This window comes from Mesorhizobium sp. B2-5-11 (assembly GCF_006440835.1).
Classification (GTDB): domain Bacteria; phylum Pseudomonadota; class Alphaproteobacteria; order Rhizobiales; family Rhizobiaceae; genus Mesorhizobium.
Genome location: NZ_VFUK01000002.1, coordinates 622,345 through 648,371 on the forward strand (window position 1 = coordinate 622,345; position 26,027 = coordinate 648,371).

Annotated in this window: 22 protein-coding genes; 14 read left to right on the forward strand and 8 right to left on the reverse strand. The window is 63.9% G+C overall.

The annotated features are described in order from the left end of the window. Positions 1-186 precede the first annotated feature (186 nt). The 4 genes from FJ490_RS10285 to FJ490_RS10310 all read left to right on the forward strand — a co-directional run bounded on the left by FJ490_RS10285 (position 187) and on the right by FJ490_RS10310 (position 4,710). A complete protein-coding gene (locus FJ490_RS10285; protein ID WP_140524307.1) occupies positions 187-1,116 on the forward strand; it encodes a sugar ABC transporter permease in 930 nt (309 codons plus the stop codon). 226 nt (positions 1,117-1,342) lie between these two features. Then, entirely contained in the window at positions 1,343-2,182 is an 840-nt protein-coding gene (locus FJ490_RS10295) for a carbohydrate ABC transporter permease (protein ID WP_140728776.1), read from the forward strand. Positions 2,183-2,423: 241 nt separating this feature from the next. After that, positions 2,424-3,485, forward strand: a complete 1,062-nt coding sequence (locus tag FJ490_RS10300; protein ID WP_140728777.1) for a Gfo/Idh/MocA family oxidoreductase — start codon at positions 2,424-2,426, stop codon at positions 3,483-3,485. A gap of 226 nt (positions 3,486-3,711) precedes the next feature. Further along, entirely contained in the window at positions 3,712-4,710 is a 999-nt protein-coding gene (locus tag FJ490_RS10310) for an ABC transporter ATP-binding protein (RefSeq protein ID WP_140491591.1), read from the forward strand. 187 nt (positions 4,711-4,897) lie between these two features. Here FJ490_RS10310 and FJ490_RS10315 read toward each other — a convergent pair whose 3' ends face one another. From FJ490_RS10315 to FJ490_RS10340, 5 genes are all read right to left on the reverse strand, one after another. Beyond that, a complete protein-coding gene (locus FJ490_RS10315) occupies positions 4,898-5,743 on the reverse strand; it encodes a fumarylacetoacetate hydrolase family protein (RefSeq protein ID WP_140514225.1) in 846 nt (281 codons plus the stop codon). A gap of 169 nt (positions 5,744-5,912) precedes the next feature. Continuing rightward, positions 5,913-6,644, reverse strand: a complete 732-nt coding sequence (locus FJ490_RS10320) for an SDR family oxidoreductase (protein ID WP_140625250.1) — start codon at positions 6,642-6,644, stop codon at positions 5,913-5,915. Between the two features lie 179 nt (positions 6,645-6,823). Continuing rightward, complete coding sequence (locus FJ490_RS10325) at positions 6,824-9,196, reverse strand: aldehyde dehydrogenase family protein (RefSeq protein ID WP_140728779.1); 2,373 nt, start codon at positions 9,194-9,196, stop codon at positions 6,824-6,826. Positions 9,197-9,419: 223 nt separating this feature from the next. Next, positions 9,420-10,460: a deoxyribose-phosphate aldolase gene (gene deoC, locus FJ490_RS10335; protein WP_140559097.1), complete on the reverse strand. Its 1,041-nt coding sequence runs from the start codon at positions 10,458-10,460 to the stop codon at positions 9,420-9,422. Positions 10,461-10,667: 207 nt separating this feature from the next. Continuing rightward, positions 10,668-11,495 carry a ferredoxin--NADP reductase gene (locus FJ490_RS10340; RefSeq protein WP_140491577.1) on the reverse strand — a complete coding sequence of 276 codons (828 nt, stop codon included), beginning with the start codon at positions 11,493-11,495 and terminating at the stop codon, positions 10,668-10,670. Positions 11,496-11,717: 222 nt separating this feature from the next. On the opposite strand from FJ490_RS10340, the gene FJ490_RS10345 reads away from it, so the two are divergent. The 4 genes from FJ490_RS10345 (at position 11,718) to FJ490_RS10360 (ending at position 16,365) form a co-directional block, all read left to right on the forward strand. Continuing rightward, entirely contained in the window at positions 11,718-13,802 is a 2,085-nt protein-coding gene (locus tag FJ490_RS10345) for a hydantoinase/oxoprolinase family protein (RefSeq protein ID WP_140524293.1), read from the forward strand. Position 13,803: 1 nt separating this feature from the next. Then, on the forward strand, positions 13,804-15,489 hold the full coding sequence (locus FJ490_RS10350; RefSeq protein ID WP_140728780.1) for a hydantoinase B/oxoprolinase family protein: 1,686 nt from the start codon (positions 13,804-13,806) through the stop codon (positions 15,487-15,489). 105 nt (positions 15,490-15,594) lie between these two features. Next, on the forward strand, positions 15,595-15,801 hold the full coding sequence (locus FJ490_RS10355; RefSeq protein WP_140728781.1) for a hypothetical protein: 207 nt from the start codon (positions 15,595-15,597) through the stop codon (positions 15,799-15,801). Positions 15,802-15,897: 96 nt separating this feature from the next. Next, complete coding sequence (locus FJ490_RS10360) at positions 15,898-16,365, forward strand: Fic family protein (RefSeq protein ID WP_246670964.1); 468 nt, start codon at positions 15,898-15,900, stop codon at positions 16,363-16,365. Positions 16,366-16,374: 9 nt separating this feature from the next. Here FJ490_RS10360 and FJ490_RS10365 read toward each other — a convergent pair whose 3' ends face one another. The 3 genes from FJ490_RS10365 to FJ490_RS10375 all read right to left on the reverse strand — a co-directional run bounded on the left by FJ490_RS10365 (position 16,375) and on the right by FJ490_RS10375 (position 19,027). Continuing rightward, positions 16,375-17,031, reverse strand: a complete 657-nt coding sequence (locus tag FJ490_RS10365) for a methionine ABC transporter permease (protein WP_140728782.1) — start codon at positions 17,029-17,031, stop codon at positions 16,375-16,377. Continuing rightward, positions 17,012-18,100 carry a methionine ABC transporter ATP-binding protein gene (locus tag FJ490_RS10370; protein ID WP_140728783.1) on the reverse strand — a complete coding sequence of 363 codons (1,089 nt, stop codon included), beginning with the start codon at positions 18,098-18,100 and terminating at the stop codon, positions 17,012-17,014. Before FJ490_RS10370 ends, FJ490_RS10365 begins: the two co-directional genes overlap by 20 nt. Positions 18,101-18,172: 72 nt before the next feature. Then, positions 18,173-19,027, reverse strand: a complete 855-nt coding sequence (locus FJ490_RS10375; RefSeq protein ID WP_140491565.1) for a MetQ/NlpA family lipoprotein — start codon at positions 19,025-19,027, stop codon at positions 18,173-18,175. A gap of 749 nt (positions 19,028-19,776) precedes the next feature. Between FJ490_RS10375 and FJ490_RS10380 the strand changes: the two genes are divergently transcribed. Genes FJ490_RS10380 through FJ490_RS10405 form a run of 6 tightly spaced genes read left to right on the forward strand, consistent with a single transcriptional unit; the run spans position 19,777 to position 25,900 of the window. After that, positions 19,777-20,871, forward strand: coding sequence for a transporter substrate-binding protein (locus FJ490_RS10380; protein WP_140491563.1), 1,095 nt, complete (start codon positions 19,777-19,779; stop codon positions 20,869-20,871). After that, positions 20,868-21,485, forward strand: a complete 618-nt coding sequence (locus tag FJ490_RS10385; RefSeq protein ID WP_140491561.1) for an ANTAR domain-containing protein — start codon at positions 20,868-20,870, stop codon at positions 21,483-21,485. Before FJ490_RS10380 ends, FJ490_RS10385 begins: the two co-directional genes overlap by 4 nt. A 19-nt stretch (positions 21,486-21,504) precedes the next feature. Further along, positions 21,505-22,371 carry an ABC transporter permease gene (locus tag FJ490_RS10390; protein ID WP_210239460.1) on the forward strand — a complete coding sequence of 289 codons (867 nt, stop codon included), beginning with the start codon at positions 21,505-21,507 and terminating at the stop codon, positions 22,369-22,371. Beyond that, positions 22,368-23,288 (forward strand): ABC transporter permease, encoded by a 921-nt coding sequence (locus tag FJ490_RS10395; RefSeq protein WP_140491557.1) that lies wholly within the window; start codon positions 22,368-22,370, stop codon positions 23,286-23,288. The genes FJ490_RS10390 and FJ490_RS10395 overlap by 4 nt, the downstream gene beginning before the upstream one ends. A gap of 34 nt (positions 23,289-23,322) precedes the next feature. After that, positions 23,323-24,966: an ABC transporter substrate-binding protein gene (locus FJ490_RS10400; protein WP_140728784.1), complete on the forward strand. Its 1,644-nt coding sequence runs from the start codon at positions 23,323-23,325 to the stop codon at positions 24,964-24,966. Then, positions 24,956-25,900: an acetamidase/formamidase family protein gene (locus FJ490_RS10405; protein WP_140491553.1), complete on the forward strand. Its 945-nt coding sequence runs from the start codon at positions 24,956-24,958 to the stop codon at positions 25,898-25,900. Before FJ490_RS10400 ends, FJ490_RS10405 begins: the two co-directional genes overlap by 11 nt. Positions 25,901-26,027: the final 127 nt, after the last annotated feature.

Here is a 26,027-nt window from a genome sequence, read left to right on the forward strand (position 1 = left end):
GCGAAGGACGGCGCCGCCCCTTATCCGCCTGCCGGCACCTTCTCCCCGTACAGTGACGGTGAGAAAGGGAGTTGCCGCAACGCTGGCGACCTCCTCTCTCCGTTCTTCACCGGGAGAGGGTAAGGATGAGGGGCAGCGCTGTTGTCGAAAGCATTTTCCCAGACCTGATCGGTGGGGACCGAACTCATGGCCGCACAAGCACGACCGAAAAGACCGATCCGCTGGCATATCGCCGTCTTCCTGGCGCCGGCGGTGCTCGTCTATACGGCGATCATGATCCTGCCGCTCGCCGGCACTTTGCAGCTGTCGCTGTTCCGCAACATCGAGCAATCCCAGGTCTTCGTCGGGCTGGCAAACTTCCGCACCCTGTTCGGCGATCCAAACTGGTCGGTGAATTTCTGGAATGCGCTGCGCAACAATGTCTGGTTCTTCATCATCCACATGCTGGTGCAGAATCCGATCGGCGTACTGTTGGCCGCACTTCTGTCCAGTCCCAGGCTGCGCTTTTCGGCCTTTTACCGCACGGCGATCTTCGTGCCGACCATCCTGTCCTTCGTCATCGTCGGCTTCGCCTGGAAGCTGATCCTGTCGCCGCTGTGGGGCGTAGCGCCGCATATGATGGATCTGGTCGGCCTCAAAAGCCTGTTCACGCCGTGGCTAGGCAAGGAGCAGTATGCGCTGACCGCGCTTAGCCTGGTCTCGGTGTGGCAGTTCGTCGGCATCCCCATGATGCTGATCTACGCCGCGCTGCTGTCGATCCCCAATGAGGTCATAGAGGCGGCGGAATGCGATGGCATCACCGGCCTGTCGCAGTTCTGGAAGATCAAGCTGCCGCTGATCCTGCCCTCGATCGGCATCATCTCGATCCTGACCTTCGTCGGCAATTTCAACGCCTTCGACCTGATCTACACCGCGCAGGGCGCGCTCGCCGGGCCGAATTATTCGACCGACATTCTCGGCACCTTCCTCTACCGCGCATTCTTCGGCTTCCAGCTGCAGGTCGGCGACCCCAATATGGGCGCGACCATCGCCACGATCATGTTCCTGATCATCCTCGGCGGTGTCTGCGTCTACCTCTTCCTCATCCAGACGCGCCTGCGTCGATATCAGTTTTAGGGGGCGATATGTCGAGCTCGAGCACCCCCCTCTGTCCTGCCGGACATCTCCCCCGCAAGGGGGGAGATCAGCTGTTGTCACGGCCTTCGCCAGCCACCAGCGATGCAGGAGATGTGTCGGCGCCAAAGCTGCCAATCTCCCCCCTTGCGGGGGAGATGGCCGGCAGGCCAGAGGGGGGTGGCTGGGTGCTGTTCCTCGGCAAAGTAGCTCCTCAGGAGACCATCCAATGAGCACCGCCACCCGTTCGCTGCCCCGCACGATCGGCGCCCATGCGGTCCTGTTGACCTACACGGCGATCGCGCTGTTCCCGGTGATCCTTGTCATCATGAATTCGTTCAAATCCCGCGCCGGCATTTTCGGCGCGCCTTTGACGCCGCCGACGCCAAAGACCTTCGACCTGATCGGCTACACCACGGTGATCGGCCAGGGCGACTTCATCCACTACTTCCAGAACAGCCTCGTCGTCACGGTCGCCTCGCTGTTCTTCGTGCTGCTGTTCGGCGCCATGGCGGCATTCGCCCTGTCGGAATACCGTTTTCGCGGCAATACGCTGATGGGCCTCTATCTGGCGCTGGGCATCATGATCCCGATCCGGCTGGCCACCGTCGCCATCCTGCAATTGATGGTGGCGAGCGGGCTGGTCAACACGCTGACGGCGCTGATCCTGGTCTACACCGCGCAAGGCCTGCCGCTGGCCGTCTTCATTCTGTCGGAATTCATGAGGCAGGTGTCGGACGACCTGAAGAACGCCGGCCGCATCGACGGCCTGTCGGAATACACCATCTTCTTCCGGCTGGTGCTGCCGCTGGTGCGGCCATCGATGGCGACAGTCGCCGTCTTCACCATGATCCCGATCTGGAACGATCTGTGGTTCCCGCTGATCCTGGCGCCGTCGGAAGAGACCAAGACTGTGACCCTCGGCGCGCAGCTCTTCCTCGGCCAGTTCGTCACCAACTGGAACGCCATCCTGGCCGCGCTCTCGCTGGCGATCATGCCGGTGCTGATCCTCTACGTCATCTTCTCGCGGCAGCTGATCCGCGGCATTACGTCAGGAGCCGTCAAGTGAGCGGACAAATCTCTGTTGGAGCCTTCACCCCACCCGGCGCTTCGCGCCGACCTCCCCATCAAGGGGAGGTCGAAGGTCACGGCTTCATTCACGACGGCCAAGGGACACGTTTCGGAGAAGCCTCTTTGAGCGTGGCGGGGGTCACGCCGACGTCCTACCATCCCTCGATGGGGAGGTCGGCGCGTAGCGCCGGGTGGGGTGACACCCTCTCAAGAGAAATCAGGATATCTGGAGCAGCTCCGTGAACTCTGAATCCCCCCTTCGTGTCGTCGTCGCCGGCCTCGGCAATATGGGCCGCAGCCATGCGCTCGCCTATCACACCAATCCGGGCTTCGAGATCGCCGCGTTGATCAACCGCTCTGACGTGCCGCTGCCGGATGGGCTGTCGGGCTACGGCATCAGGCGCTCCTTCGACGATGCGCTGCGCGACGAAAAGCCCGATGTCGCCTGCATCGCCACCTATTCCGACAGCCACGCCGACTATGTGGTTAGGGCGTTCGAGGCCGGCTGCCATGTCTTCGTCGAAAAGCCCCTGGCGACGACGGTGGCTGACGCCAACCGCGTCGTCGCGGCCGCTAAGGCCAACGGCAGGAAACTGGTGATCGGCTATATCCTGCGCCACCACCCGTCCTGGATCAGGCTGATCGCCGAGGCGCGCAAGCTCGGCGGCCCTTATGTCTTCCGCATGAACCTCAACCAGCAATCCTCCGGCCACACCTGGGAGACGCACAAGCAATTGATGCGCACGACCTCGCCGATCGTTGACTGCGGCGTGCATTATCTCGACGTCATGCTGCAGATCACCGACGCCAGGCCGGTCGAGGTGCGCGGCATGGGCGTGCGGCTGACCGAGGAGGTGGCGCCCACGATGTACAATTACGGCCACCTCCAGGTGCTGTTCGATGACGGCTCGGTCGGCTGGTACGAGGCCGGCTGGGGACCGATGATTTCGGAGACCGCGTTCTTTGTCAAAGATGTCATCTCGCCGACGGGCTGCGTGTCGATCGTCATGAAGGAAGGCGTTAAGTCCGATGACATCGACACCCACACCAAGACGTCGACCATCCGCCTGCACAGTGCGAAAACCGGCGCGGACGGCACGTTCACCAAGCCGGACGAGATGCTGTCGATGGAGGGTGAACCCGGCCACCAGGATCTCTGCGATCTCGAACAGGCTTTTGTCCTCAAGGCGATCCGCGAGGATATCGATCTCACCCGCCATATGGACGACGCCGTGAAATCGCTCGCCGTCTGCCTTGCCGCCGATGAGAGCGTGCGCAGCGGGAAGGCGGTGCGATTGTGAAAAGGGAGCTATCGGCAGGGGTTGCGCTCTACGGCGCCCCCCTCTGTCCTGCCGGCCATCTCCCCCTCAAGGGGGGAGATCAGCTGTCGGCATGGCCTTCGCCGATCACAAACGTCAACAAGAGTGTGTCAGCGTCAAAGCTGCCAATCTTCCCCCTTGAGGGGGAGATGTCCGGCAGGACAGAGGGGGGTGCCCTGGCGCCCACTTATCAATTTGGAGGACTGCCGTGGGCTCGCTGAAGATCGAAAACGTGAAGAAGGCTTTCGGCCCGGTCGAGGTGCTGAAGGGCATCGACCTCGAAGTAACGGATGGCGAATTCGTCGTCTTCGTCGGCCCCTCGGGCTGCGGCAAGTCGACTTTGCTGAGGGTGATCGCCGGGCTGGAGGATTCGACCTCGGGCCGGGTGGTCATCGATGGCGCGGATGTCTCGGCCACGCCGCCGGCCAAGCGCGGCATCGCCATGGTGTTCCAGACCTATGCGCTCTATCCGCACCTGACGGTGAAGAACAATATGGGCCTTGGCCTCAAGCAGGCCGGCACGCCGGCGGCCGAGATCGACCGCCGCATCGGCATCGCTTCGTCCATGCTGTCGCTTGAGCCTTATCTGGAAAGGCGTCCCGCGGAACTCTCCGGCGGCCAGCGTCAGCGCGTCGCCATCGGCCGCGCCGTGGTGCGCGAGCCAAAGCTGTTCCTGTTCGACGAGCCTTTGTCCAATCTCGACGCGGCACTGCGCGTCAATACGCGGTTGGAAATCGCGCAGCTGCATCGCCGCCTCAAGGCGACGATGATCTACGTCACCCACGACCAGGTCGAGGCGATGACGCTGGCAGACAAGATCGTGGTGCTCAATGCCGGGAAAATCGAGCAGATCGGCGGACCGATGGAACTCTACAATTCGCCGGCGAACGAATTTGTCGCGGGCTTCATCGGCTCGCCGAAGATGAACTTCATCGACGGCGCCAGGCTTGGGGAAACCGCCAAGAGCATCGGCGTGCGGCCGGAGCATCTGACTGTCGACCCGAAATCCGGCGCCTGGAAAGGCACGGTAGTGCATGCCGAGCACCTCGGCGCCGACACCAATCTCTATCTCGACTGCGAGAAGGCCGGGCTGATCACCGTGCGCATTTTCGGTGTTTATGACGCCGAGCCGGGGGCGACACTTTATGCAACGCCGGATCCGGCGAAGACCTATCGGTTTGGCGCGGATGGGAAGGTGCTGAAGTAGTATCGCAACATAGGTTGGCGCTGCCCCTCATCCGCCTGCCGGCACCTTCTCCCCGTATAGTGACGGGGAGAAGGAAGATAGCTCCAGCGCCGGCGATTGGCGAAAGCAGCAACGACAGCGTCCTTCTCCCCGTTTTACGGGGAGAAGATGGCGGCAGCCAGATGAGGGGCGGCGCGACTCGTGAAAGTTATGCGTCAGCCCTGAACGTCTGCTTCTGCTGGCCCAACCCTTCGATGCCCAGCTCCACCACGTCGCCGGCCTTCAAGAACACCGGCGGCTTCATGCCCAATCCAACGCCGGGCGGCGTGCCTGTCGAAATGATGTCGCCGGGATGCAGCGACATGAACTGGCTGAGATAGGACACAAGATAGGCGACGCCGTAGACCATGGTCTTCGTCGAGCCGTTCTGCATGGTCTTGCCGTTGACGGTCAGCCACATCTTCAGGTTCTGCGGATCCGAGACCTCGTCCTTGGTCACCAGCCATGGGCCGGTCGGGCCGAACGTGTCGCAGCTCTTGCCCTTGGTCCATTGGCCCTGGCGCTCGGCCTGGAAGGCGCGCTCGGAGACATCGTGCGCGACGCAGTAGCCGGCGACATAATCGAGCGCATCGGCTTGGCTGACATATTTTGCCGTTTTGCCGATGACCACGCCGAGCTCGACCTCCCAGTCGGTCTTTTCCGAGCCGCGCGGGATCAGCACGTCATCGTCCGGTCCGACGATGGCCGAGCTGGCCTTCATGAAGATGATCGGCTCCGGCGGCACGGTGGCGCCGGTCTCGGCGGCGTGATCGGAATAGTTGAGGCCGATGCAGATGAACTTGCCGGTGCCGGCAACGCAGGCGCCGAGCCGCGGCTTGCCGGAAACCGCCGGCAGCGACTTTGCGTCGAGCTTGGACAGCATCTCCAGTGAGGCCGGGTGAAGCGTGGTGCCGGCAATGTCGGCGACATGGGCGGAGAGGTCGCGGATCGTCCCATCCGCATCGAGCAGGCCGGGACGTTCGCTCCCCACCTCGCCATAGCGCAGCAGTTTCATTTAAACCCTTCTCCTGGTTGCGGCCTCGCGGCCTTTTGCAAACTCTTCACCGAAACGAATGGCTCCCGTTGGGGAAGCCGGCGGACCGTACCACCGGCCTGATCCAGGGCAAGCGCGGACACCATATAGTGATCGCCGGTGAGCGGGATTTTCAGACTCCTCGATCCGGTCAGATCGACCAGCCACCATCGATATTGTAGGCCTGCCCGGATGTGTAGGTGGCGCCGGCCAGATAGACGGCCAGATCGGCGATTTCCTCCGGCGTGCCGAGCCGGCCCATCGGCTGGCGCGCGATGAAGGCGGCGCGCGCGGCTTCATAATCGCCCTGCGCGTGCATGCGATCCTGCAGCGACGGGCTCTCGACCGTACCAGGGCAGATGGCGTTGCAGCGTATGCCCTTGCCGACATAGTCGGCCGCGACTGCCTTGGTCAGGCCGATCACCGCAGCCTTGGTGACACCATAGGCGAAACGGTTCGGCACGCCCTTCTGCGAGCTCGCCAGCGAGGCCATGTTGATGATCGACCCGTCTGCGCGCTCCAGCATGCCGGGCAGCACGGCGCGGATGGTGCGGATCATGGCGCGGACGTTGAGGTTGAGAGCGAAATCGAGATCGCTGTCCTTCATCTCCAGGATCGAGCCGGAGTGGACGAAACCGGCGCAGTTGAACAGCACGTCGACGCGGCCGATCCCGGCGAAGGCGGTGTTGACCGCCTCGTCATTGAGCACGTCGACCTTGCGGGTCTTGATTCCTGCGGTCTTGGCGAGTTCCGCCAGCAGCGTCTCGTTGATGTCGGTGGCGTGGACCACGGCACCTGCCTTGGCGAAGGCCAGCGCGCTTGCCTTGCCGATGCCTTGCGCCGCTGCCGTGATGACGACGACCTTGCCTGCCAGATCCGCCATGCTGTTCTCCTTCTGGGTTAACTGCCTTTATCGGCGGCCTGCGAAGGCGTCATGTGCCAGTCACAGGCCATGATGTGGCCTGCTCTGTCAGTTCACAGATAAAGATGTTTTTTCTCGTTAAAGAACATAAGCCCGAGCGTCAAGCCCGAACCCGATCTCCATCGTGACAGCATGGAACGTCAGTCGCCGTAGGGCACCCAGACGTTCTTCACCTCGACGGCGCGGCGCAGCAAAACATCGCCAGCGGCTTCTTCCGAGGCCCAGTCGAGGCTACGGCCATTGCCGCTCCAGATACGTTTGAGGTTGCCGACGGACTCGACCTCCGCCTTGGCGCAGGTGTCGGCATCGGCGAACAGCCAGAGCCCGTCGACATCGTCATGCTTGGCCAGCACGCCGGCAAGTTCGGCCGTGCGTCCGGTGACGATGTTGATGGCGCCGGCAGGCACGTCGGAATATTCGATGACCTGATAGAGATCGGTGGCGAGCAGCGGATGGCGCTCCGAAGGCACCGCGACCACCGTGTTGCCCATTGCCAGCGCCGGCGCGACCAGTGAGATGAACCCGAGCAGCGGCTGATTGTCGGGCGCGACGATGCCGACGACGCCAACCGGCTCATGCAGCGCCAGCGTCACCGCCCGTGCCGGTGGCTGGTGCACGCGCCCCTCGAACTTGTCGGCAAGTCCGGCATAGAGAAACAACCGCTCGATCGACTGGTCGACCTCCTCGCGTGCCGCCTTGGCGGTCGCGCCCGTGAGCTGGACGAGACGGGCGGCGAACTCCTCCGCCCGGCCGGAGAGGTTTTCCGCCAGATAGTAGAGCACCTGTGAGCGGTTGTAGGCGGTCGCCTCCGGCCAGCTCTTGCAGGCCCGCGCCGCGGAGACGGCATCGCGTATATCCTTGCGGTTGCCCAAGCCGACTTCGCCGGCAAGCTTGCCCTTGGCGGTGACAACCGCCAGCGAGTAGTTGCCATCGGGCCGAACCTGTTTGCCGCCGATGAACAGTTTTGCCGTCCGGTCGATTGCTGCGCCATCGGCCTGTTCAACGGGTTGTGCCGAGACTGTCGCCGGCTTGATGACCGGGCCGAGCGGCAGCTTTGCCGTGAGATATTCGAACATGCCTTCGCGCCCGCCCTCGCGGCCGAAACCGCTCTCGCGGTAGCCGCCGAAGCCGCAGGCGGCGTCGAACATATTGGTGCCGTTGACCCAGATCACGCCGGCCTTCAATTGCGGTGCGACGTGCAAAGCGAGGTTGACGTTTTCGCTCCACACCGAAGCGGCAAGGCCATAGCGGGTGTTGTTGGCGAGCTCGATCGCTTCCTCGGTGTTGCGGAACGTCATGGTCGCCAGAACGGGGCCGAACACTTCTTCCTGGGCGAGAATATTAGCCGGCGAAACGCCGGTAGCGAGGGTCGGCAGATGGTAATAGCCGGATGAGGGCAGCGCCGCATCCGGCTGCCAGCAGACCGCCCCCTGTTTTGCGCCCTCGGCGACCAGGCCCTTGACGCGATCGAGCTGCGTCAGATCGACCAGCGGGCCGATATCGGTGTTCTTGTCCAGCGGGCTGCCGACGCGCAGCCGGCTCATCCTGACCTTGACCTTGGCGATGAAGGCGTCGGCGATGCCTTCCTGCACCAGCAGCCGCGAACCGGCGCAGCACACCTGTCCCTGGTTGAACCAGATGCCGTCTACCAGGCCTTCGACGGCGCTGTCGAGATCGGCATCCTCGAACACGATGAAGGCCGACTTGCCGCCAAGCTCCAGCGACAGCTTCTTGCCCGAGCCGGCGGTAGCCTTGCGGATGATCTTGCCGACTTCGGAAGACCCGGTGAAGGCGATCTTCTGGATGCCGGGGTGTTTGACGATGGCCGCACCCGCTTCCGGGCCGCCCTGCACGATGTTGACGACGCCTTTCGGCACGCCGGCGCGTTCGCAGATTTCGGCGAACAGGATGGCTGTCAGCGGCGTGAACTCGGCCGGCTTCAGCACCACCGTGCAGCCGGCGGCCAGCGCCGGCGCGATCTTCCAGGCCAGCATCAAGAGCGGAAAGTTCCACGGGATGATCTGGCCGACGACGCCGACGCCCTTGTGGCCGGGGAAATCCCTGTCCAGCGCCTGCGCCCAGCCGGCATGATGGATGAAGTGGCGGATCGCCAGCGGCACGTCGATGTCGCGGCTCTCGCGGATCGGCTTGCCATTGTCGATTGTCTCAAGCACCGCGAGCAGGCGCTGGTGGCGCTGCATGGCGCGGCCGATGGCATAGAGCACTTTTGCCCTGGTATAGCCCGAGGAGGCCGACCATTTCGGCAGCGCCTTGGTGGCCGCCGCGACCGCCGCGTCGATGTCGGCGGCGCCCGCGTCCGAAACCTTGGCCAGCAGCTTGCCGGAAGAAGGCTCGCTGGTCTCGAAGGTCTTGCCGCCCCCAGCCGCCTTCCAGGTGCCGTCGATGAACAATGCCTTGGAAAAATCGCGCGCGGCAAGCCAGGCGTCGGCCTCGTTGCGGGCTTCCGGCGCCGGACCGTATTCCATGGCGTGATAGCGTTCGAGAATGTTCATGGGGCCCTCCAGATAATTGCCTCGGCAAGCGCTCTGTCGCGCCCCCCTCTGTCCTGCCGGACATCTCCCCCACAAGGGGGGAGATTGGCAGTTTCAGCGTGTCGCTGCCCTTGCGACGTTGAAAATGGACGAAAACAAGGAAGCGCGTGATCTCCCCCCGTGTGGGGGAGATGTCCGGTAGGACAGAGGGGGGCGCCGTAGGGCTCCACGTTCGAGCCCTGACTCAAGCCATCGCGTGGCGATGATTGGCCGAATAATGCCCGGTCAGGTGATGCTCGAGCTGCCTCTCGATATCGGTGAGAAGGCTCGAGGCGCCGAAGCGGAACAGATCCGGTTCCAGCCATGGCCGGCCGAGTTCTTCCTTCATCAGCACCAGCCAGTCGAGCGACACCTTGGCGGTAGAAATGCCGCCGGCCGGCTTGAAGCCGATGAGATAGCCGGTCTCCTCGAAATAGGCCCTGATGGCGCGCACCATGGCAAGGCCGACGGGCAGCGTGGCGTTGACGCTTTCCTTGCCGGTCGAGGTCTTGATGAAATCGGCGCCCGCCATCATTGCCAGCATAGAGGCCAGCATCACATTGCGCAGCGTGGCGAGGTCGCCGGTGCCGAGAATGACCTTCAGATGCGCATCGCCGCAGGCAGCGCGCATCGAGACGATCTCATTGTAGAGCTCGCGCCATTTGGCCCCGAATACCAGGCCGCGCGGGATGACGACATCGATCTCGTCGGCGCCGTCGCGCACCGAGGCCTCGATCTCCTGGAGGCGGGTCGACAGTGGCGCAAGACCATGCGGGAAGGCAGTGGAGACGGCGGCGACATGGATGCCGGTGCCGCGCACGGCGTCGACCGCGGTGGCGACGAACGGATGATAGACGCAGACGGCGGCCGGGCGGATGGGTTCGCCCGCAATGCCCAGGCCCTCAGCGATGTCGCGGCGCAGCGGATTGATCGCTTTGGCGCAAAGCCGGCGCACGCGCTCTTCCGTGTCGTTCGAGTTGAGCGTCGTCAGGTCCATGCAGGCTATCGCCCGCAGCAGCCAGGCCGCCTGGTTGTCGGCCTTGATCGAGCGCCGCTTGGTCAGGCTGGCGACGCGCCGTTCCAGCGCCGAGCGGTTGACGCTGCGCACCGACTCCAGAAAGCCGAGGTCGAGCTTCATGCCGGGATTGCGCGCGATGCGATGATCCAGCGGGAGGGCGGTGTTGGCGGCGGCGCGCGCCGGCAGCGGCATCACCTTGGCCTCGGCCTCGCGGATTGTGCTGCTCATCTCCTGCCCTTTCACTCAGCGACTGCGCTTATGTCTAGGTGTGTATCGTCTTCCCAAACCGCTCGGCACTTTTGGGCGACACGCACGAAGATAGCCCGCGAAGCCGCGCTTCACGAGTCCTCAAGCGAGGATAGCTGAAAAAGGCCGCGAAAGCAGCTAATTTTTGACCAGAAGGTCAAAAGCTCGATCGCCGGAGAAGAGCAGGCCTCAGCCGACGAAGGCGCGCTCGACGACAAAAGTCGAGGGATGGCTGAGCGAGCCTTCCTGGAAACCGAGGCTCTCGGCCATCTCCTTGACGTCCTTGAGCATATGCATCGAGCCGCAGATCATGATGCGGTCGGTCTCGGGATTGAGCTTCTCTATGCCGAGGTCGGCGTAGAATTTGCCGGAGCCGATGAGCGCGGTGATACGGCCCATGCGCGCCGACTCCTCGCGGGTCGTGGAGTTGTAGAGCGTGACACGGCCGCCGGTCAGTTCGCCGATCAGCGGGTCGCTTTCGAGCGCCGCCACCAGTTCCTGGCCATAGGTCAGCTCGGCATTGTCACGGCAGGTGTGGGTCAGGACCAGCTGCTCGAATTTTTCATAAGTGTCAGGGTCACGCAGCAGGCTGGCGAAGGGCGCGATGCCGGTGCCGGTGGAGATCATGAACAGCCGCTTGGCCGGCGTCAGCGCGTCGACCACCAGCGTGCCGGTCGACTTCTGGCGCATGATGACGGTGTCGCCGACCTGGATCTTCTGCAACTCCGAGGTCAGGGGGCCGTCCGGTACCTTGATGGAAAAGAATTCCAGCTCTTCGTCCCAGGCCGGGCTGGCCACCGAATAGGCGCGGAACACCGGCTTCTCGGCATTGGGCAGGCCGATCATGACGAATTCGCCGGAACGGAAGCGCAGCGACTGCGGACGGGTGATGCGGAACGAGAACAGCCGGTCGGTGTAGTGCTTCACCGAGACCACGGTTTCGGCATAGACATTGGCTGGAATCGGAAATTGCAGCGGGCGGGCGCCGGCGGTGTTGAACGCGGATGTGGTGTTCATCAAATCCAACCTTCTGGCCCAACTCACGAACGCGGGCGCCAAACCTTATTCCTGCGCGCCCGGACCGTTCAGGTTCCGGCGTGCTGCTCGCACACTCCAAAGCGGTAAGCTCTTGTGTCCGGAATTTATTAGTATACAAACGATATTTGCGTCAAGATGCCGCCGTAAAACACCTTTCCAAACTGTGACATATCCGTAGTCCCAGCATTTCGGGTTTCGACAATGAAAGAGAATTTTTCGGTGCAGCCGCCGGATTCCCTGGGCAGTGTCGTCGCCGGCATCGACGTCGGCGGAACCTTCACCGATCTGCTTCTGATTGATGGCAAGGATGGCGGGCGGGTACATATCGCCAAGACGCCCACGACCGTCGACAACCAAGCCTTCGGCGTCGTTTCGGCGCTCGATACCACCGGCTTTCCGATCGACGGCATCGATCTTATCGTGCATGGCACGACGACAACCACCAACGCGGTGCTCGAACGCCGGCTGGCGAAGACCGGCATGATCACCACGCGCGGCTTTCGCGACGTGATCGAGCTCGGCCGGCGCACGCGGCCGCAGCCCTATGGCATGACCGGCACCTTTGTTCCGGTCATCCCGCGCAACCTGCGGCTCGAAGTGTCCGAGCGCGTCGAGGCGTCGGGAGCGGTACGCATGCCACTCGACGAAGCCGAAATGCGCGAGGCGGTGAAGGCGCTGATCGATGCCGGCTGCGAATCCCTGGTCATCCACTTCCTGCATTCCTACGCTAACCCTTCGCACGAGCGGCGCGCCGCCGAGATCGCCGCCGAACTCTGGCCGAACGACTACATCACCGCGGGTCATGCGCTGCTGTCGGAAGCGCGCGAATTCGAGCGCGGCGTCACCGCCTCGGTCAACGCTTCGGTGCAGCCGATCCTCGAGCGCTATGTCGAGCGGCTGCGCAAGGAACTCGCCGACAAAGGCTACGCCCGCGACTTCCTGATCATGAACGGCAATGGCGGTATGATCTCGGCCCGCTTCGTCACACGTGAATCGGCCAAGACCGTGATGTCCGGCCCGGCCTCGGGCGTCATCGCCGCCGCCTACACGGGCAAGCGCGCCGGCTTCGAAAATCTCGTCACCTACGACATGGGCGGCACCTCGACCGACGTGGCGCTGATCCGCAACGCCGAACCGGCGGTTTCGAACGAGATCGAGATCGAATACGCTATGCCCATCCATGTGCCGATGGTGGCGGTGCACACGGTCGGGGCCGGCGGCGGCTCGATCGCGCGCGTCGACGCGGCAGGCCTGATCCAGATCGGCCCGGAAAGTGCCGGCGCCAATCCAGGCCCGATCTGCTACGGCCGCGGCGGCCTGCAGCCGACCATCACCGACGCCAATCTGGTGCTCGGCCGGCTGGCGTCGAAGAAGCTGCTTGCCGTCGACAATCCGGTCACATCAGAGCGTGTCACCGGCATTTTCGCCGACAGGATCGGCAAGGCGACGGGCTTGTCCGGCGTCGAAGCAGCCGGCGCGGTGCTCAGGCTCGGCAACATGAAGATGGCCGGCGCCATCCGCATGGTGTCGGTGTCGCGCGGCCACGATCCGCGCGATTTCGCGCTGTTCGCCTTCGGCGGCGCCGGCCCGCTGCACGCCACCGCTCTGGCGCGCGAACTTGGACTGCCCCGGGTGCTGGTGCCGGCACGGCCCGGCATCACCAATGCGCTCGGCTGCGTCGTCGCCGATCTGCGCCATGATTTCGTCAACACCATCAACCGGCCGGTAGGCGTTCTTGATGAAAGCCAGCTCCATCGGGTTTTGGAACGGCATCGAAACGAAGGCGAGGAGCTGATCGCCAAGGAGGCGGTGAAACCGCAGACCATCCGCGTCACCCATTCCGCCGACATGCAGTTCGTCGGCCAGACCCACATCATCAACGTGCCGCTGCCGTCCTCGTCGGTGACCCGGCAGGAGCTGCAGGCGCTGTTCGAAAAGGCCTATTTCGCGCGCTTCAAGGTCGAGCTGCCGGAAATCCGCGCCAATCTGGTCAACTTGAACACCTCGGTGACGGGTGTCAGGCCGGCGATCGATCTGTCGCGGCTGATCGACCCCGCCGGGCGGGCAAAGACGCTCGACGAGGCCCGGCGCGAGATCCGGCCGGTCTGGTACAGCGGGCGCTGGCATGACACGCCCGTATACGCACGCGAAGAACTGCCGCTCGATGTGATCATCGAAGGGCCCGCGATCCTCGAACAGATGGACGCTACCACGGTGCTCGAACCCGGCGACCGTGCCCGCTCGGACGCCGACGGCAACATCATCATCGACATTGGCGAGGCCTGAGATGCAAAAGCTCGACGCCATCACGCTCTCGGTTCTCCAGGCAGCCCTGCAGCAGGTCTGCGATGAGATGGACCTGACCTTTTCCCGCGCCGCCTTCTCACCTGTCATCGCCGAGGCCAATGACCGCTCCGACGGCATCTATTCGGCCGTCGACGGCTCGCTGATCGCGCAAGGCAGCCAGGGCCTGCCGGTATTCGTCGGCGTCATGCAATATTCGACCAGGACGGTGATCGAGATGATCGCCGACGGCCGCTGCCTGGCCCCGGAGCCGGGCGATATCTACATCGTCAACGACCCGTATCTCGGCGGCACGCATCTGATGGACGTGCGCTTCGTCATGCCGGTCTACCGGGACGGCAAGATTTTCTGTTGGCTGTCCAACACCGGTCATTGGCCCGACATTGGCGGTTCGGTGCCCGGCGGCTTCTCGGCTTCGGCGACGGCGGTCGAGCAGGAAGGCTTGCGGCTGCCGCCGGTCAAACTGTTCAAGAAAGGCGTACTCGACCCGGAGATCTACGCCATCATCTGTTCGAACATCCGCGTCGCCGACCAGCGCATCGGCGACATCAGGGCGCAGGCTGCCGCACTGCTGATCGGCCAGGATCGGCTCAATGGAATTCTGGATCGTTACGGAGACGAAACCGTTGTCGAGGCGATCGCAGAACTGCGCCGCCGCGCCGCCGAGCAGATGCGCGCCAACATAGCGGCCATTCCCGACGGGACCTACCGCTCGACGGCCTTCGTCGATTCCGACGGCGTGGTCAACGAGCCGCTGACCATCGCGCTCGCCGTCGAGAAGAAGGACGACACCCTGACTTTCGATTTCGCCGGCTCGTCAAAACCCTGCGCGGGGCCGATGAACAGCGTGCTGGCGACCACCTTGTCCTCGGTTTATCTCGCCATGCGCCATATCTTCCCCGATGTGCCGATCAGCGCCGGCGCCTTCGAGCCGCTCGAGGTCAAGCGGCCGGAGGGTACCTTCCTGGATGCCAGATATCCGCGCCCGGTCTCGGGCTGCGCCGCGGAAGTGTCGCAGCGCATCGCCGAGGCGGTGTTCGCGGCCATGGTGCAGGCGCTGCCCGACAAGGTGACGGCGGCCCCCGCCGGCTCCAGCGGCAATTTCGCGCTCGGCGGCAACGATCCGGCGCGCGGCCGCGACTATGTCATGTACCAGATCTCCGGCGGCGGCTATGGCGGCAATGCCGGCCATGACGGGCTGACCAATGGCTGCTCGACCATCGGCATCTCCAAGTCGCCGCCGGTCGAGATCATGGAGCAGGCCTTTCCGGTGCTTTACCGTCATTATGCGTTGCGCGAGGGCTCGGGCGGCGCCGGCAAACATCGCGGCGGCTTTGGCCTTGCCTACGAGGTCGAGATCCTGCGTGGAGAAGCCCGCGCCTCCTTTGTCATGGACCATGGCCGCTTCGGCCCGCAAGGCGCGCTCGGCGGCCGGGATGGCGAGCCCAACACGGTGGCCGTCATCCGCGACGGGAAGGAACATGTGCCGCCGCACCTCTCCAAGGAGCAGGACATCGCGCTCAAGGCCGGTGACCGCGTCCGCGTCGGTACGCCGGGTGGTGGCGGCTACGGCAATCCGCGCGAGCGCGATCCGGAACTGGTGGCTCAGGACGTCAGGCTTGGTTATTATACGGCTGAACAGGCCAGGGATTTGTTCGGCGCCGCATGAACTCGCTGGCGCCTTGTTCGACCCGGAGGAGTAAGGCCGCGGCCTGGTCCGGCTTGCTCGGAAATCGTTTTGGCCTCTCCTGCGGGTCCATGATATGATTTGCGAATGAAGTATCTTAATTCAAGAACCGGCCGCTCAGCCAAGACGGGTCATTTCGTGCTGACGAGAGCGCATGGCGAGAAAATCAGCGCTGTCGAAGGTATGAAGTTGTCGTCCCGCATGGCGAAAACACTCAACCATGGTGTGCGGCAAGGGTTGTCCGGTGACGAGCGGCGCTCGCTGATCAAAGAAGAAATCCGCAAAAAGAAATAGGCCTTTGGTCTACGCTGCCGAGTTCGATCCACTCTGTGCTTATGAATCTGCTTGATATCCGCGAGCAGGCAGAGCTCGATGAGGTCGAGCTCTGCCTTGTTCCTGACTCGCGCGGACGAGCCCCTTCCGGCAGGCGAACTCGACTACCGTCACTATCTCCACCTGCATCGGCACCTGTTCCAAGACGTGTATGCTTGGGCCGGTCAGCCGCGCACCATCCGGATCGGCAAGGGTGGCAGCTGGTTTTGCTATCCCGAGCACATCGCCAGCGAGATGGTTCGGGTGTTCCGTGAACTTGGCGACCCCGACTCCTTGGCAGACCTAGACAGCCTCGGCTTTGCGAGGCACGTGGCCCACGTCATTGCGGAGATCAATGCCGTTCATCCCTTTCGCGAAGGCAACGGCCGTACCCAACTCACCTTCCTTGCAATGCTTGCTGAACATGCGGGCTTCACATTCAACGCCGATATCCTGGAGCGAGATCGCGTTATTCAGGCGATGATTGACAGCTTCGGTGGTTCCGAGGCGCCGCTTCAAACGCTTATCGAAGACATCATCGCGTAGCTCAGCCGCTCACCCCCTCCGGTCCAGCTTCGCCGCCAGCCGGTCGCCCACCCACTGGATGCCGCAGACCAGCACGATCAGCACGATGACCACGGCGATCATCACCGAAGTCTCGAACCGCTGATAGCCGTAACGGATGGCGAGGTCTCCGAGGCCGCCGGCGCCGATCGCGCCGGCCATAGCTGAGGCGCCGACCAGCGTCACCAGCGTCACGGTGAAGCCCGCGACGATGCCTGGCAGCGCTTCCGGCACCAGCACCTCGCGGATGATCGTCCAGCGATTGCCGCCCATGGCGCGAGCCGCCTCGATCAGCCCATGATCGACCTCGCGCAATGACACTTCGGCGATGCGCGCGTAGTAGGGCGTGGCGGCGATCGACAGCGGCACGATCGCGGCCCAGGTGCCAATCGAGGTGCCGACGATCAGCCGCGTCACCGGGATCAGCGCCACCAACAGGATGATGAACGGCACCGAGCGGAAGCCGTTGATGACCGCCCCCAGCACGCGATTGACCCAAGGACTTTCGGCGATGCCGCCGCGTTCGGTGGCGATCAAGGCGAGACCAAGCGGCAGGCCGAAAACCAGCGAGATGAGGCCGGAAGCGGCCGTCATCAGCACCGTCTCCCAGATCGACCGCAGCAGAAGCTCAAACAGGATCGGCGACATGGCCAAGCACCTCCACCCGCGCCTGGCGGGACTTCAGGAATGCGATCACTCGCGCGAGATGGCTTGCATCCTTGCCGGGAACAGACAGGAACAATGTGCCGACCGGCTGCTGCTGGACATGGTCGATGCCACCATGGATAAGGCGGAACGGGCCAGGCACCGTCGCCGCGAGATCGGACAAGAGCGGGCTTTGCGCGGCCTCCCCGGCCACATCCACGCGCAGGATCGTCTCCGCGCCGGTCGCGGGCAGCAGCCGGGCCAAGAGCTCGGCCGGCAGTTGCGGCCGGATGGCGCCAAGCAGGCTTTTCGTGATCGGCGACCGCGGCTCGGCAAACACCGACCAGACCGGGCCTTGCTCGACGAAGCGCCCGGCGTCGATCACCGCCACGCGGTCGGCGATCGAGCGGATCACCTCCATCTCATGGGTGATCAAAAGGATGGTCAGGCCAAGCTGCCGGTTGATGTCCCTCAGCAAGGCGAGGATGGACCGCGTCGTCTCCGGGTCAAGCGCGGAGGTGGCTTCATCCGACAACAGCAGCGCCGGCCGCGCGGCCAGTGCCCTGGCGATGCCGACGCGCTGCTTCTGTCCGCCCGACAGCGATGCCGGATACGCCTTTGCCTTCTCCGACAGGCCGACCAGTTCAAGCAGTTCGGCGGCGCGGCGCAGCCGCTCCGCCTTCGGGCGGCCCTCGATCTTGAGCGGCAGCGCCACATTGTCCTCGACGGTCTTGGCCGACAAAAGGTTGAAATGCTGGAAGATCATGCCGATGCGCCGCCGCAGCGGCTGCAGGTCGCGCTCGCCGAGCCGGCTGATCTCTCGGCCTTCGATGAAGACTTCACCGGAATCCGGCCGCTCCAGTCCGTTCAGGCAGCGGATCAGCGTCGATTTGCCGGCGCCGCTGCGTCCGATGATGCCGAGGATCTCCCCCTTGCGCGCCGTCAGCGAAATGCCGTCGAGTGCCGCCGTCGCGCCGAAGCGGCGCTTCAGGTCGACGAGCCGCACCACGTCTTGCGGCGGTGGGCCTGTGCCCTCCACGGCTTCTGCGGTTGCGGAGAAATGCTGGTTCATGCGCGGATCCCGAAATACGATCGCGGCCCGCGCATCGCGCGGACCGCCTTCATGTCAAATGCCCTAACAGCCTCAATAGGCGCTGAGGCCGGTGCCCTTGTAGACCTTGTCGAACTCGGCTTTCACCGCCTCGTTCTGGTAGGAGGCGACCAGCGTCTTCACCCAGGGCTCGTTCTCATTGCCAACCTTGACCGCGATGAAGTTGCGGTAGGGGTTGTCGGCGATAGGCTCCTGCGCGATACGGTTTTCCGGTGTCAGGCCGCTCTTCAGCGCCCAGTCGGTGTTGACCACGGCGGCATCGAGATCCTCGACGGAGCGGCCGACAATGCCGGCGTCAAGCTCCTTGATCTCGACCTTCTTCGGGTTTTCCGCGATGTCGGCGGTGGTGGCGAGAATGCCGGTGCCGTCCTTCAGTTTAATCACGCCCTCGTTCTGCAGCACGCGCAGCGCCCGGCCTTCATTGGAGGGATCGTTCGGCACGCCGATCACCGCGCCCTCGGGCAGGTCGGCGATCTTCGTATATTTCTTGGAGTAGAGGCCGATCGGCCAGACGCCGGTATAGCCGACGCGCACGATGTGGTAGCCCTGTGTCTTGATCTGGTTGTCGAGATAGGGCTGGTGCTGGAAGGCATTGGCGTCGATCTCGCCGCGCTCCAGTGCCTCGTTGGGCTGGGTGTAATCGTTGAACACCACGGTCTCGATGCTGAGGCCCTTTTGCGCCGCCTGGGCGACGACGACCCGCCAGACATCCTCGTCCTCACCGCTGATGATGCCGACCTTGATCGCCTTCTTGTCCTCGGCGAACGAAGCGCTGGGCGCAATCAGCCCGGCGACCGCGACCGCCGAAGCGAAAAGCAAGCCAAGACCCGCGCGGCGGTTGAAATATGACGAGAGGGAAGACGACAAGGTGTTCCTGAAATCGGACATGATGGATCTCTGCGGTTGCGAAGTCACAAGCCCGGCGGAACGCCAAGCCTTGTCCAGATCATCAGAAACTCTAGGGATATTATCAAAGAACCGCGTTCCCCGGTTCGCCCGGAAGCCCGGAATATTCTCTCAAAATTTTCTGAACGGCGAGCACGGTAGCCTAGCCGCCGCGCCAAACGGGCCGCAGCGCCGCGGTTGAGCTGACGAACGCACTTTCCCGTAGTGTCCCGGTTGCGATCTGGCCGGTCTGCTGGCGCATTCCGCTCTGAATCCCTATATGCCTAGAGGAAAGCACAGGAGATTTCATGATAGCCAAATACACAACCGCTGAAGAAATGGCTCAAACCGTAGGCGTTGAGCCGACAGCATTCCGTGAAGCGCTACGCAGTGCTAAGTTTCCCCGTAAACGCGGCACTGACTGGGAAGTGACAATCGGCGGCCCGGCATACTCAGGAATGCGTACCGTCCTAGCATCTCTCATACGGCGCAAGGCGGCCTGATTCCGACCGGTCCAAAAGGTCACATGTTCTTTTCAATCGCGCCGCTTTTCCATAGGAGTTTGGCTAGGATCGCGACAAGCGCGGCGTCTAATTTCAAACTGAGACACTACCCACTTTCCCGCTTGACTGCGTGGTGGCACGGAATAGTTTAGGCTGAAAATACCGGCCCTGATCGCCGGGCGGCAAGAATGCCTCGTATGCCTCGCCCTCCGGCGGTGGCTGCGGGGCATTGTTATTTTGGGGATCTGTTTGAAACGGCGTATCGAGATCGGCATCCTCTATTCCCGCTCGGGAAGCTACCAGCTCGTCTCCGATGCGTGCCGGATGGGCGCCATGCGCGCCATCGCCGACACCAATGCCGACCGCGGCTCGGGTATCGAACTGATGCCCGTCGAGCGTGACCCGCAAAGCAATGCCGATCGCTATGCGACGCTCTGCGAGGACATCTTCAAGACCAGCAGCGCCCGCCATGTCGTCGGCTGCGTCACTTCCTGGAGTCGCAAGGAGACCATTCCGGTGCTGGAAAAAGCCGGCGGCATGCTCTGGTACGCCTGCCCCTATGAAGGCTTCGAGGCCAACGAGCACGTCGTCTACATGCACGCTTGCCCAAACCAGCATCTGGTGCCGCTGATGGCCCATGTCGTGCCCCGCTTCGGCGCCAACGGCTTCCTGCTCGGCTCGAACTACATCTGGGGCTGGGAGATGAACCGCGTGGCGCGCGACCTGATCGCGGATGCCGGCGGCAAGGTTCTGGGCGAGCGCTATCTGCGCATAGGCGAGACCGACGTGTCGCGGCTGATCGCCGAGATCCGGGCGACGCGGCCGAACTTCGTCCTCAACAACCTGATCGGCACCTCCTCCTACGCCTTCCTGGCGGCCTACCGCGACCTGGGCGTTGAGGACCCGGCCTTCAGCCCCGAGGTGTGCCCGATCATCTCCTGCAACCTCACCGAGGGTGAGCTGCCGGCGATCGGCGAAACCGGCAAGGGGCATTTGTCGGTCGGGCCGTATTTCGCGCCTCGCCCGGCGGCCTTCGCCTCGTCTTTCGAGGCCTCCGCCTATGCCTCCGTGCAAGTGATGGCCGACGTGCTCTCGCGTGATCCCGACGCCGGTCCGGCGGAATTTTCCAAGGCCTTCGCCGAACGGCGCTTCTCCACCCGGCTCGGCCCGATTGCTATCGACGCTCATTCCCAGCACGCAACGCTGCCGGTAATCATCGGCCGGATCGCCGACGGCTTCTTCGAGGTCGTCAGCCGGCAGCACGAGGTCGCGCCCGATCCGTACCTGTCACGCTACGACCCCGCCACGACATTCGGCCGGCCGCGCCTGAGGGTGGTGTCGTGACCAGGCCATCGCGCATCCCGAATCTCGGCGGCGCCAGGGCATTCATCCTGCATCGCCCGCACCCGACCGTGCAGGCCATCACCAGGCAGTTGTCCGCCATCGGCCTGGTCACCGTCGACTGCTGGCCCGAACTGCCGCCTGAAGCGCTGGCCGCCGATTTCGTGTTCTTCGACGCCGATCTCGGTTTCGACGAGCAATTCCCGTGGAAGGCCGGCGAGGCGCCGATGCCGCTGGTGGCGCTGATCGGTTCGGAGGCGCCCGGCCGCATCGAATGGGCTCTCTCGCACAAGGCCGATGCGCAGCTCCTGAAGCCGGTCGGCACTGCCGGCGTCTACAGCGCGCTGCTGATCGCAAGGCAGAGTTTCGAGGCGCGAAAACATTTGGCCGGCGAGATCGCCTCGCTGCGTCAGCGTGTCGCCGAGCGCCAGACCATCGTGCGCGCCGTCGCGGCACTGTCGAAAGGCGCCGACGACGATCGCGCCTACGCGCAGCTGCGCTCGCTGGCGATGAGCTGGCAGATCAGTGTCGAGGATGCGGCGCGCCGCATCGTGGCAATGACCAATGAGGAAGTAACGGGTGAGGAAGGCGGCGATGACCACTCCTATCGCGCCTGACCTCCCGGCGGCCGCACGCATGCCGGTCAAGTCGCGCGCCGGCGTCTGGCGCCGGCTGGTCAAACGCCGCCTGGCGCTGCTCGGTCTGTTCATCGTCGCCATCGTCCTTGCCGGCGCGATCCTCGCGCCATGGCTGACCGGCTATGACCCGAATGAGCAGATGTTCGACGGGCTGACGTTGGAAGGCTCGCCCTTGCCGCCTGACGCAAAATTCTGGCTGGGCACCGATCTGCTCGGCCGCGACCTGTTGACCCGCATCCTCTACGGCGCCCGCACCTCGCTGATCATCGGCATCGCCGCCAACGGCGTGGCGCTGTTGATCGGCACGCTGGTCGGCGTCACGGCGGGTTATTTCCGCGGCTGGATCGGCAGTGCTCTCATGCGCTTCACCGATCTGATGATGGCGTTTCCGGCATTGCTGCTCGCCATTTGTCTCGCGGCCGTGTTCGAGCCAAGTCTCTGGATCGTCGCTCTGGTCATCGCGCTGGTCAACTGGGTGCAGACCGCGCGTGTCATCTATACCGAAACCTCCTCGCTCGCCGAACGCGAGTTCATCGACGCCGAACGCACCATCGGGGCGAGCGCGCCGCGCATCCTGTTTCGTCACATCCTGCCGCATCTCCTGCCCACCATCATCGTCTGGGGCACGCTCGGCATCTCGACCACGGTGCTGCTGGAAGCAACGCTCTCCTTCCTCGGCATCGGCGTGCAGCCGCCGACGGCCTCCTGGGGCAACATCATCTTCGAGAACCAGACCTACTTCCAGGCGGCGCCCTGGCTGGTGTTCTTCCCGGGTGCGGCGATCCTGGCGCTGGCGCTGGCCTTCAACCTGATCGGCGACGCGCTGCGCGACATCCTCGATCCGACGCAAAGGGGCCGGGCATGATCGCCTATCTCGGCCGCCGCCTGATCCAGTCGCTGCTCATCCTGCTCGGCGTCTCGCTTATCACCTTCGCGCTGCTTTATTTGCTGCCTGCCGACCCGGTGCGCCAGATCGCCGGCCGCAGCGCCACGCCGCAGACGGTCGAGAACATCCGCCAGCAGCTCGGCCTCGACCAGCCCTTCGTCGTCCAGTACTGGCACTATCTCACGAAGCTCGCCAGCGGCGATCTCGGCCGCTCCTACATCCAACGCTCCGAGGTCACCGAACTGATCGTCTCGCGGCTGCCGGCGAGCCTGCTCCTGATGGTCGGCGCCATCCTGTGCGAATTGCTGATCGGGCTCTCGATGGGCCTGATTGCGGCGGTGAAGCGCGGCACCGCCACCGACCAGACGCTGATGGTCGCCTCCTTCGTCGGCGTCTCGGCGCCGCAATTCGTCGTCGGCCTGCTTTTGCTCTACGTGTTCGCCGTGCGGCTCGGCTGGTTCCCGATCGGCGGCTACGGCACCTGGCGCCATCTGGTGCTGCCCTCGCTAACCATGGGCATTCTCGGCGCCGGCTGGTACGCGCGCATGATGCGCTCCTCGATGATCGACGTGCTCCGCCAGGATTATGTGCGCACCGCGCGCGCCAAGGGCCTGGCGCGCCGCGCCATCCTGTTCCGCCATGCGCTCCCCAACGCCATCCTGCCGGTCATCGCCATGATCGGCATCGACATCGGCATCTTCATGGGCGGCATCGTGGTGGTCGAAAGCGTGTTCGGCTGGCCAGGCATCGGCCAGCTCGCCTGGCAGGCGATCCAGCGCGTCGACATTCCGATCATCATGGGCGTCACGCTGGTGTCGGCCTTCGCCATCGTGCTCGGCAATCTCTTGGCCGACATCATCGCCCCGTTCATCGATCCCCGCATCAAGCTCAGATGAAACCAGAAAACCAACAGAGAAAGGGAACATAACAATGAAAAAGCTTCTCGCATCAACCGTGGCCGCATCGGCGCTGGCGCTGATGCTCGGCATGACCAGCGCCCGCGCCGAGGACACTATCGATCCCAACGCCAAGCAGGGCGGCGCCATCACCATCACCTACAAGGACGATGTCGCGACCCTCGACCCGGCGATCGGCTATGACTGGCAGAACTGGTCGATGATCAAGAGCCTGTTCGACGGGCTGATGGACTACGAGCCGGGTACCACGAACCTCAAGCCCGATCTCGCCGAAAGCTACGAGATCTCGCCCGACGGCAAGACCTTCACCTTCAAGCTGCGCCATGGTGTGAAATTCCACAATGGCCGCGAAATGACCGCCGAGGACGTGAAATACTCGCTCGACCGCGTCACCAACCCGAAGACGCAGAGCCCCGGCGCCGGCTTCTTCGGCTCGATCAAGGGCTATGACGATGTCGCCGCCGGCAAGGCCGAAAGCCTGTCCGGCGTCACCGTCGTCGATCCCTATACCGTCAAGTTCGAGCTGACCCGGCCCGACGCCACCTTCCTGCATGTCATGGCCATCAACTTCTCGCATGTCGTGCCGAAGGAAGAGGTCGAGAAATACGGCGCCGATTTCGGCAAGCATCCGGTCGGCACCGGCGCCTTCAAGCTCGCCGAGTGGACGCTCGGCCAGCGCATCGTCTTCGAGCGCAACGCGGACTACTGGCACAAGGGACTGCCGCATCTGGACAAGATCACCTTCGAGATCGGCCAGGAGCCGATCGTGGCGCTGCTGCGCCTTCAGAAGGGCGAGATCGACGTGCCCGGCGACGGCATTCCGCCGGCCAAGTTCCAGGAGGTGATGGCCGATCCCGAGCAGAAGGCGCGCGTCGTCGAGGGCGGGCAGCTGCACACCGGCTACGTCACCATGAACACCACCATGGCGCCGTTCGACAATGTGAAGGTGCGCCAGGCGGTCAACATGGCGATTAACAAGGCGCGTGTCGTCCAGATCATCAACAACCGTGCCGTGCCGGCCAACCAGCCGCTGCCGCCCTCGATGCCGGGCTACGACAAGGCGTACAAGGGCTATCCCTATGACGTCGCCAAAGCCAAGGCGCTGCTGGCCGAAGCCGGCCATCCCGACGGCTTCGAGACGCAGCTTTTCGCCATGAACACCGATCCCAATCCGCGCATCGCGCAGGCGATCCAGCAGGACCTCGCGGCGATCGGCATCAAGGCCAGCATCCAGTCGCTCGCCCAGGCAAACGTCATCGCCGCCGGCGGCGACAAGGCCGGCGCGCCGATGATCTGGTCGGGCGGCATGGCCTGGATCGCCGACTTCCCGGACCCATCGAACTTCTACGGTCCGATCCTCGGCTGTGCTGGCGCGGTGCCTGGCGGCTGGAACTGGTCGTGGTATTGCAACAAGGACCTCGACGCCAAGGCGGCCGAGGCCGACTCGGTGGTCGACCCGGCTAAAGCCGCCGAGCGCGACAAGATGTGGAGCGCCATCTACGACAAGGTGATGGAGGACGCGCCCTGGGCGCCGGTCTTCAACGAGCAGCGCTTCACCATGAAGTCCGCGCGCATGGGCGGCGCCGACAACCTCTATGTCGACCCGGTCCATATCCCGATCAACTACGACAATGTGTACGTAAAAGATGTGCAATAACTGCGACTACACCATCCACGGACGCCATCACCATTTCGGCTGGGACAATTCCTTTGCCCCGGCGCAGCGCGTGGCGCCCGGCTCGACCATCGAGTTTCAGTGCCTCGATTCCTCCGGTGGCCAGCTCAAGCCCGACAGCACCGTCGCCGACATCGCCAAGCTCGACTTCGCCGGGATCAACCCTGTCACCGGGCCGATTTTCGTCGAGGGCGCCGAGCCGGGCGACGCGCTGAAGGTGACGATCGAGATGTTCAAACCGTCCGGCTTCGGCTGGACGGCGAACATTCCAGGTTTCGGCCTGCTCGCCGACGACTTCAAGCAGCCGGCGCTGAACATCTGGAAATACGATGCCGCCTCGCTGGAGCCGGCCTTGTTCGGCAAGAACGGCCGCGTGCCGCTGAAACCCTTCGCCGGCACCATCGGCAACGCGCCGGGCGAGATGGGCCATCACTCGGTGGTGCCGCCCCGCCGCGTCGGCGGCAATCTGGACATTCGCGACCTCGCCGCCGGCACAACGCTCTATCTGCCGGTGGAGGTGGCCGGCGCACTGTTTTCGGTCGGCGACACGCATGCCGCGCAGGGCGACGGCGAGGTCTGCGGCACGGCGATCGAAAGCCCGATGGACGTCGTGCTCAAGCTCGACCTGGTCAAGGACGCCAGGCTGAAGATGCCGCGCTTCACCACGCCGGGCCCGGTGACGCGTCATCTCGACACCAAGGGCTACGAGGTGACCACCGGCATCGGCCCGGACCTGATGACCGGCGCGAAAGAGGCGGTCGCCCAGATGATCGACCTGCTCGCCGGCCGTTACCAGATCGATCCGGTCGAGGCCTATATGCTGGCCTCGGTCTGTGGCGATCTCAGGATCAGCGAGATCGTCGACATGCCGAACTGGGTGGTGTCGTTCTACTTCCCGCGCTGCGTGTTCGAATGATATTCGGTCGGCGCTGCACCCCCACCCCGCTGCTTCGCAGCGACCCTCGCCACAAGGGGGAGAGTAAAAAACCGGCGCCCTACCTCCCCCTTGTGGGGAGGTCGGACCGAAGGTCCGGGTTGGGGGC

What these genes read in the sequence shown, in the direction of transcription:
- FJ490_RS10365 (WP_140728782.1), bottom strand. Translation starts at nt 17,031, where the DNA reads ATGTCGCCGATCCTGTTTGAGCTTCTGCTGCGGTCGATCTGGGAGACG.
- FJ490_RS10345 (WP_140524293.1), top strand. Translation starts at nt 11,718, where the DNA reads ATGAAAGAGAATTTTTCGGTGCAGCCGCCGGATTCCCTGGGCAGTGTC.
- FJ490_RS10375 (WP_140491565.1), bottom strand. Translation starts at nt 19,027, where the DNA reads ATGTCCGATTTCAGGAACACCTTGTCGTCTTCCCTCTCGTCATATTTC.
- FJ490_RS10400 (WP_140728784.1), top strand. Translation starts at nt 23,323, where the DNA reads ATGAAAAAGCTTCTCGCATCAACCGTGGCCGCATCGGCGCTGGCGCTG.
- FJ490_RS10325 (WP_140728779.1), bottom strand. Translation starts at nt 9,196, where the DNA reads ATGAACATTCTCGAACGCTATCACGCCATGGAATACGGTCCGGCGCCG.
- FJ490_RS10395 (WP_140491557.1), top strand. Translation starts at nt 22,368, where the DNA reads ATGATCGCCTATCTCGGCCGCCGCCTGATCCAGTCGCTGCTCATCCTG.
- FJ490_RS10405 (WP_140491553.1), top strand. Translation starts at nt 24,956, where the DNA reads ATGTGCAATAACTGCGACTACACCATCCACGGACGCCATCACCATTTC.
- FJ490_RS10285 (WP_140524307.1), top strand. Translation starts at nt 187, where the DNA reads ATGGCCGCACAAGCACGACCGAAAAGACCGATCCGCTGGCATATCGCC.
- FJ490_RS10350 (WP_140728780.1), top strand. Translation starts at nt 13,804, where the DNA reads ATGCAAAAGCTCGACGCCATCACGCTCTCGGTTCTCCAGGCAGCCCTG.
- FJ490_RS10370 (WP_140728783.1), bottom strand. Translation starts at nt 18,100, where the DNA reads ATGAACCAGCATTTCTCCGCAACCGCAGAAGCCGTGGAGGGCACAGGC.
- FJ490_RS10355 (WP_140728781.1), top strand. Translation starts at nt 15,595, where the DNA reads ATGAAGTATCTTAATTCAAGAACCGGCCGCTCAGCCAAGACGGGTCAT.
- deoC (WP_140559097.1), bottom strand. Translation starts at nt 10,460, where the DNA reads ATGAGCAGCACAATCCGCGAGGCCGAGGCCAAGGTGATGCCGCTGCCG.
- FJ490_RS10295 (WP_140728776.1), top strand. Translation starts at nt 1,343, where the DNA reads ATGAGCACCGCCACCCGTTCGCTGCCCCGCACGATCGGCGCCCATGCG.
- FJ490_RS10315 (WP_140514225.1), bottom strand. Translation starts at nt 5,743, where the DNA reads ATGAAACTGCTGCGCTATGGCGAGGTGGGGAGCGAACGTCCCGGCCTG.
- FJ490_RS10340 (WP_140491577.1), bottom strand. Translation starts at nt 11,495, where the DNA reads ATGAACACCACATCCGCGTTCAACACCGCCGGCGCCCGCCCGCTGCAA.
- FJ490_RS10390 (WP_210239460.1), top strand. Translation starts at nt 21,505, where the DNA reads ATGCCGGTCAAGTCGCGCGCCGGCGTCTGGCGCCGGCTGGTCAAACGC.
- FJ490_RS10320 (WP_140625250.1), bottom strand. Translation starts at nt 6,644, where the DNA reads ATGGCGGATCTGGCAGGCAAGGTCGTCGTCATCACGGCAGCGGCGCAA.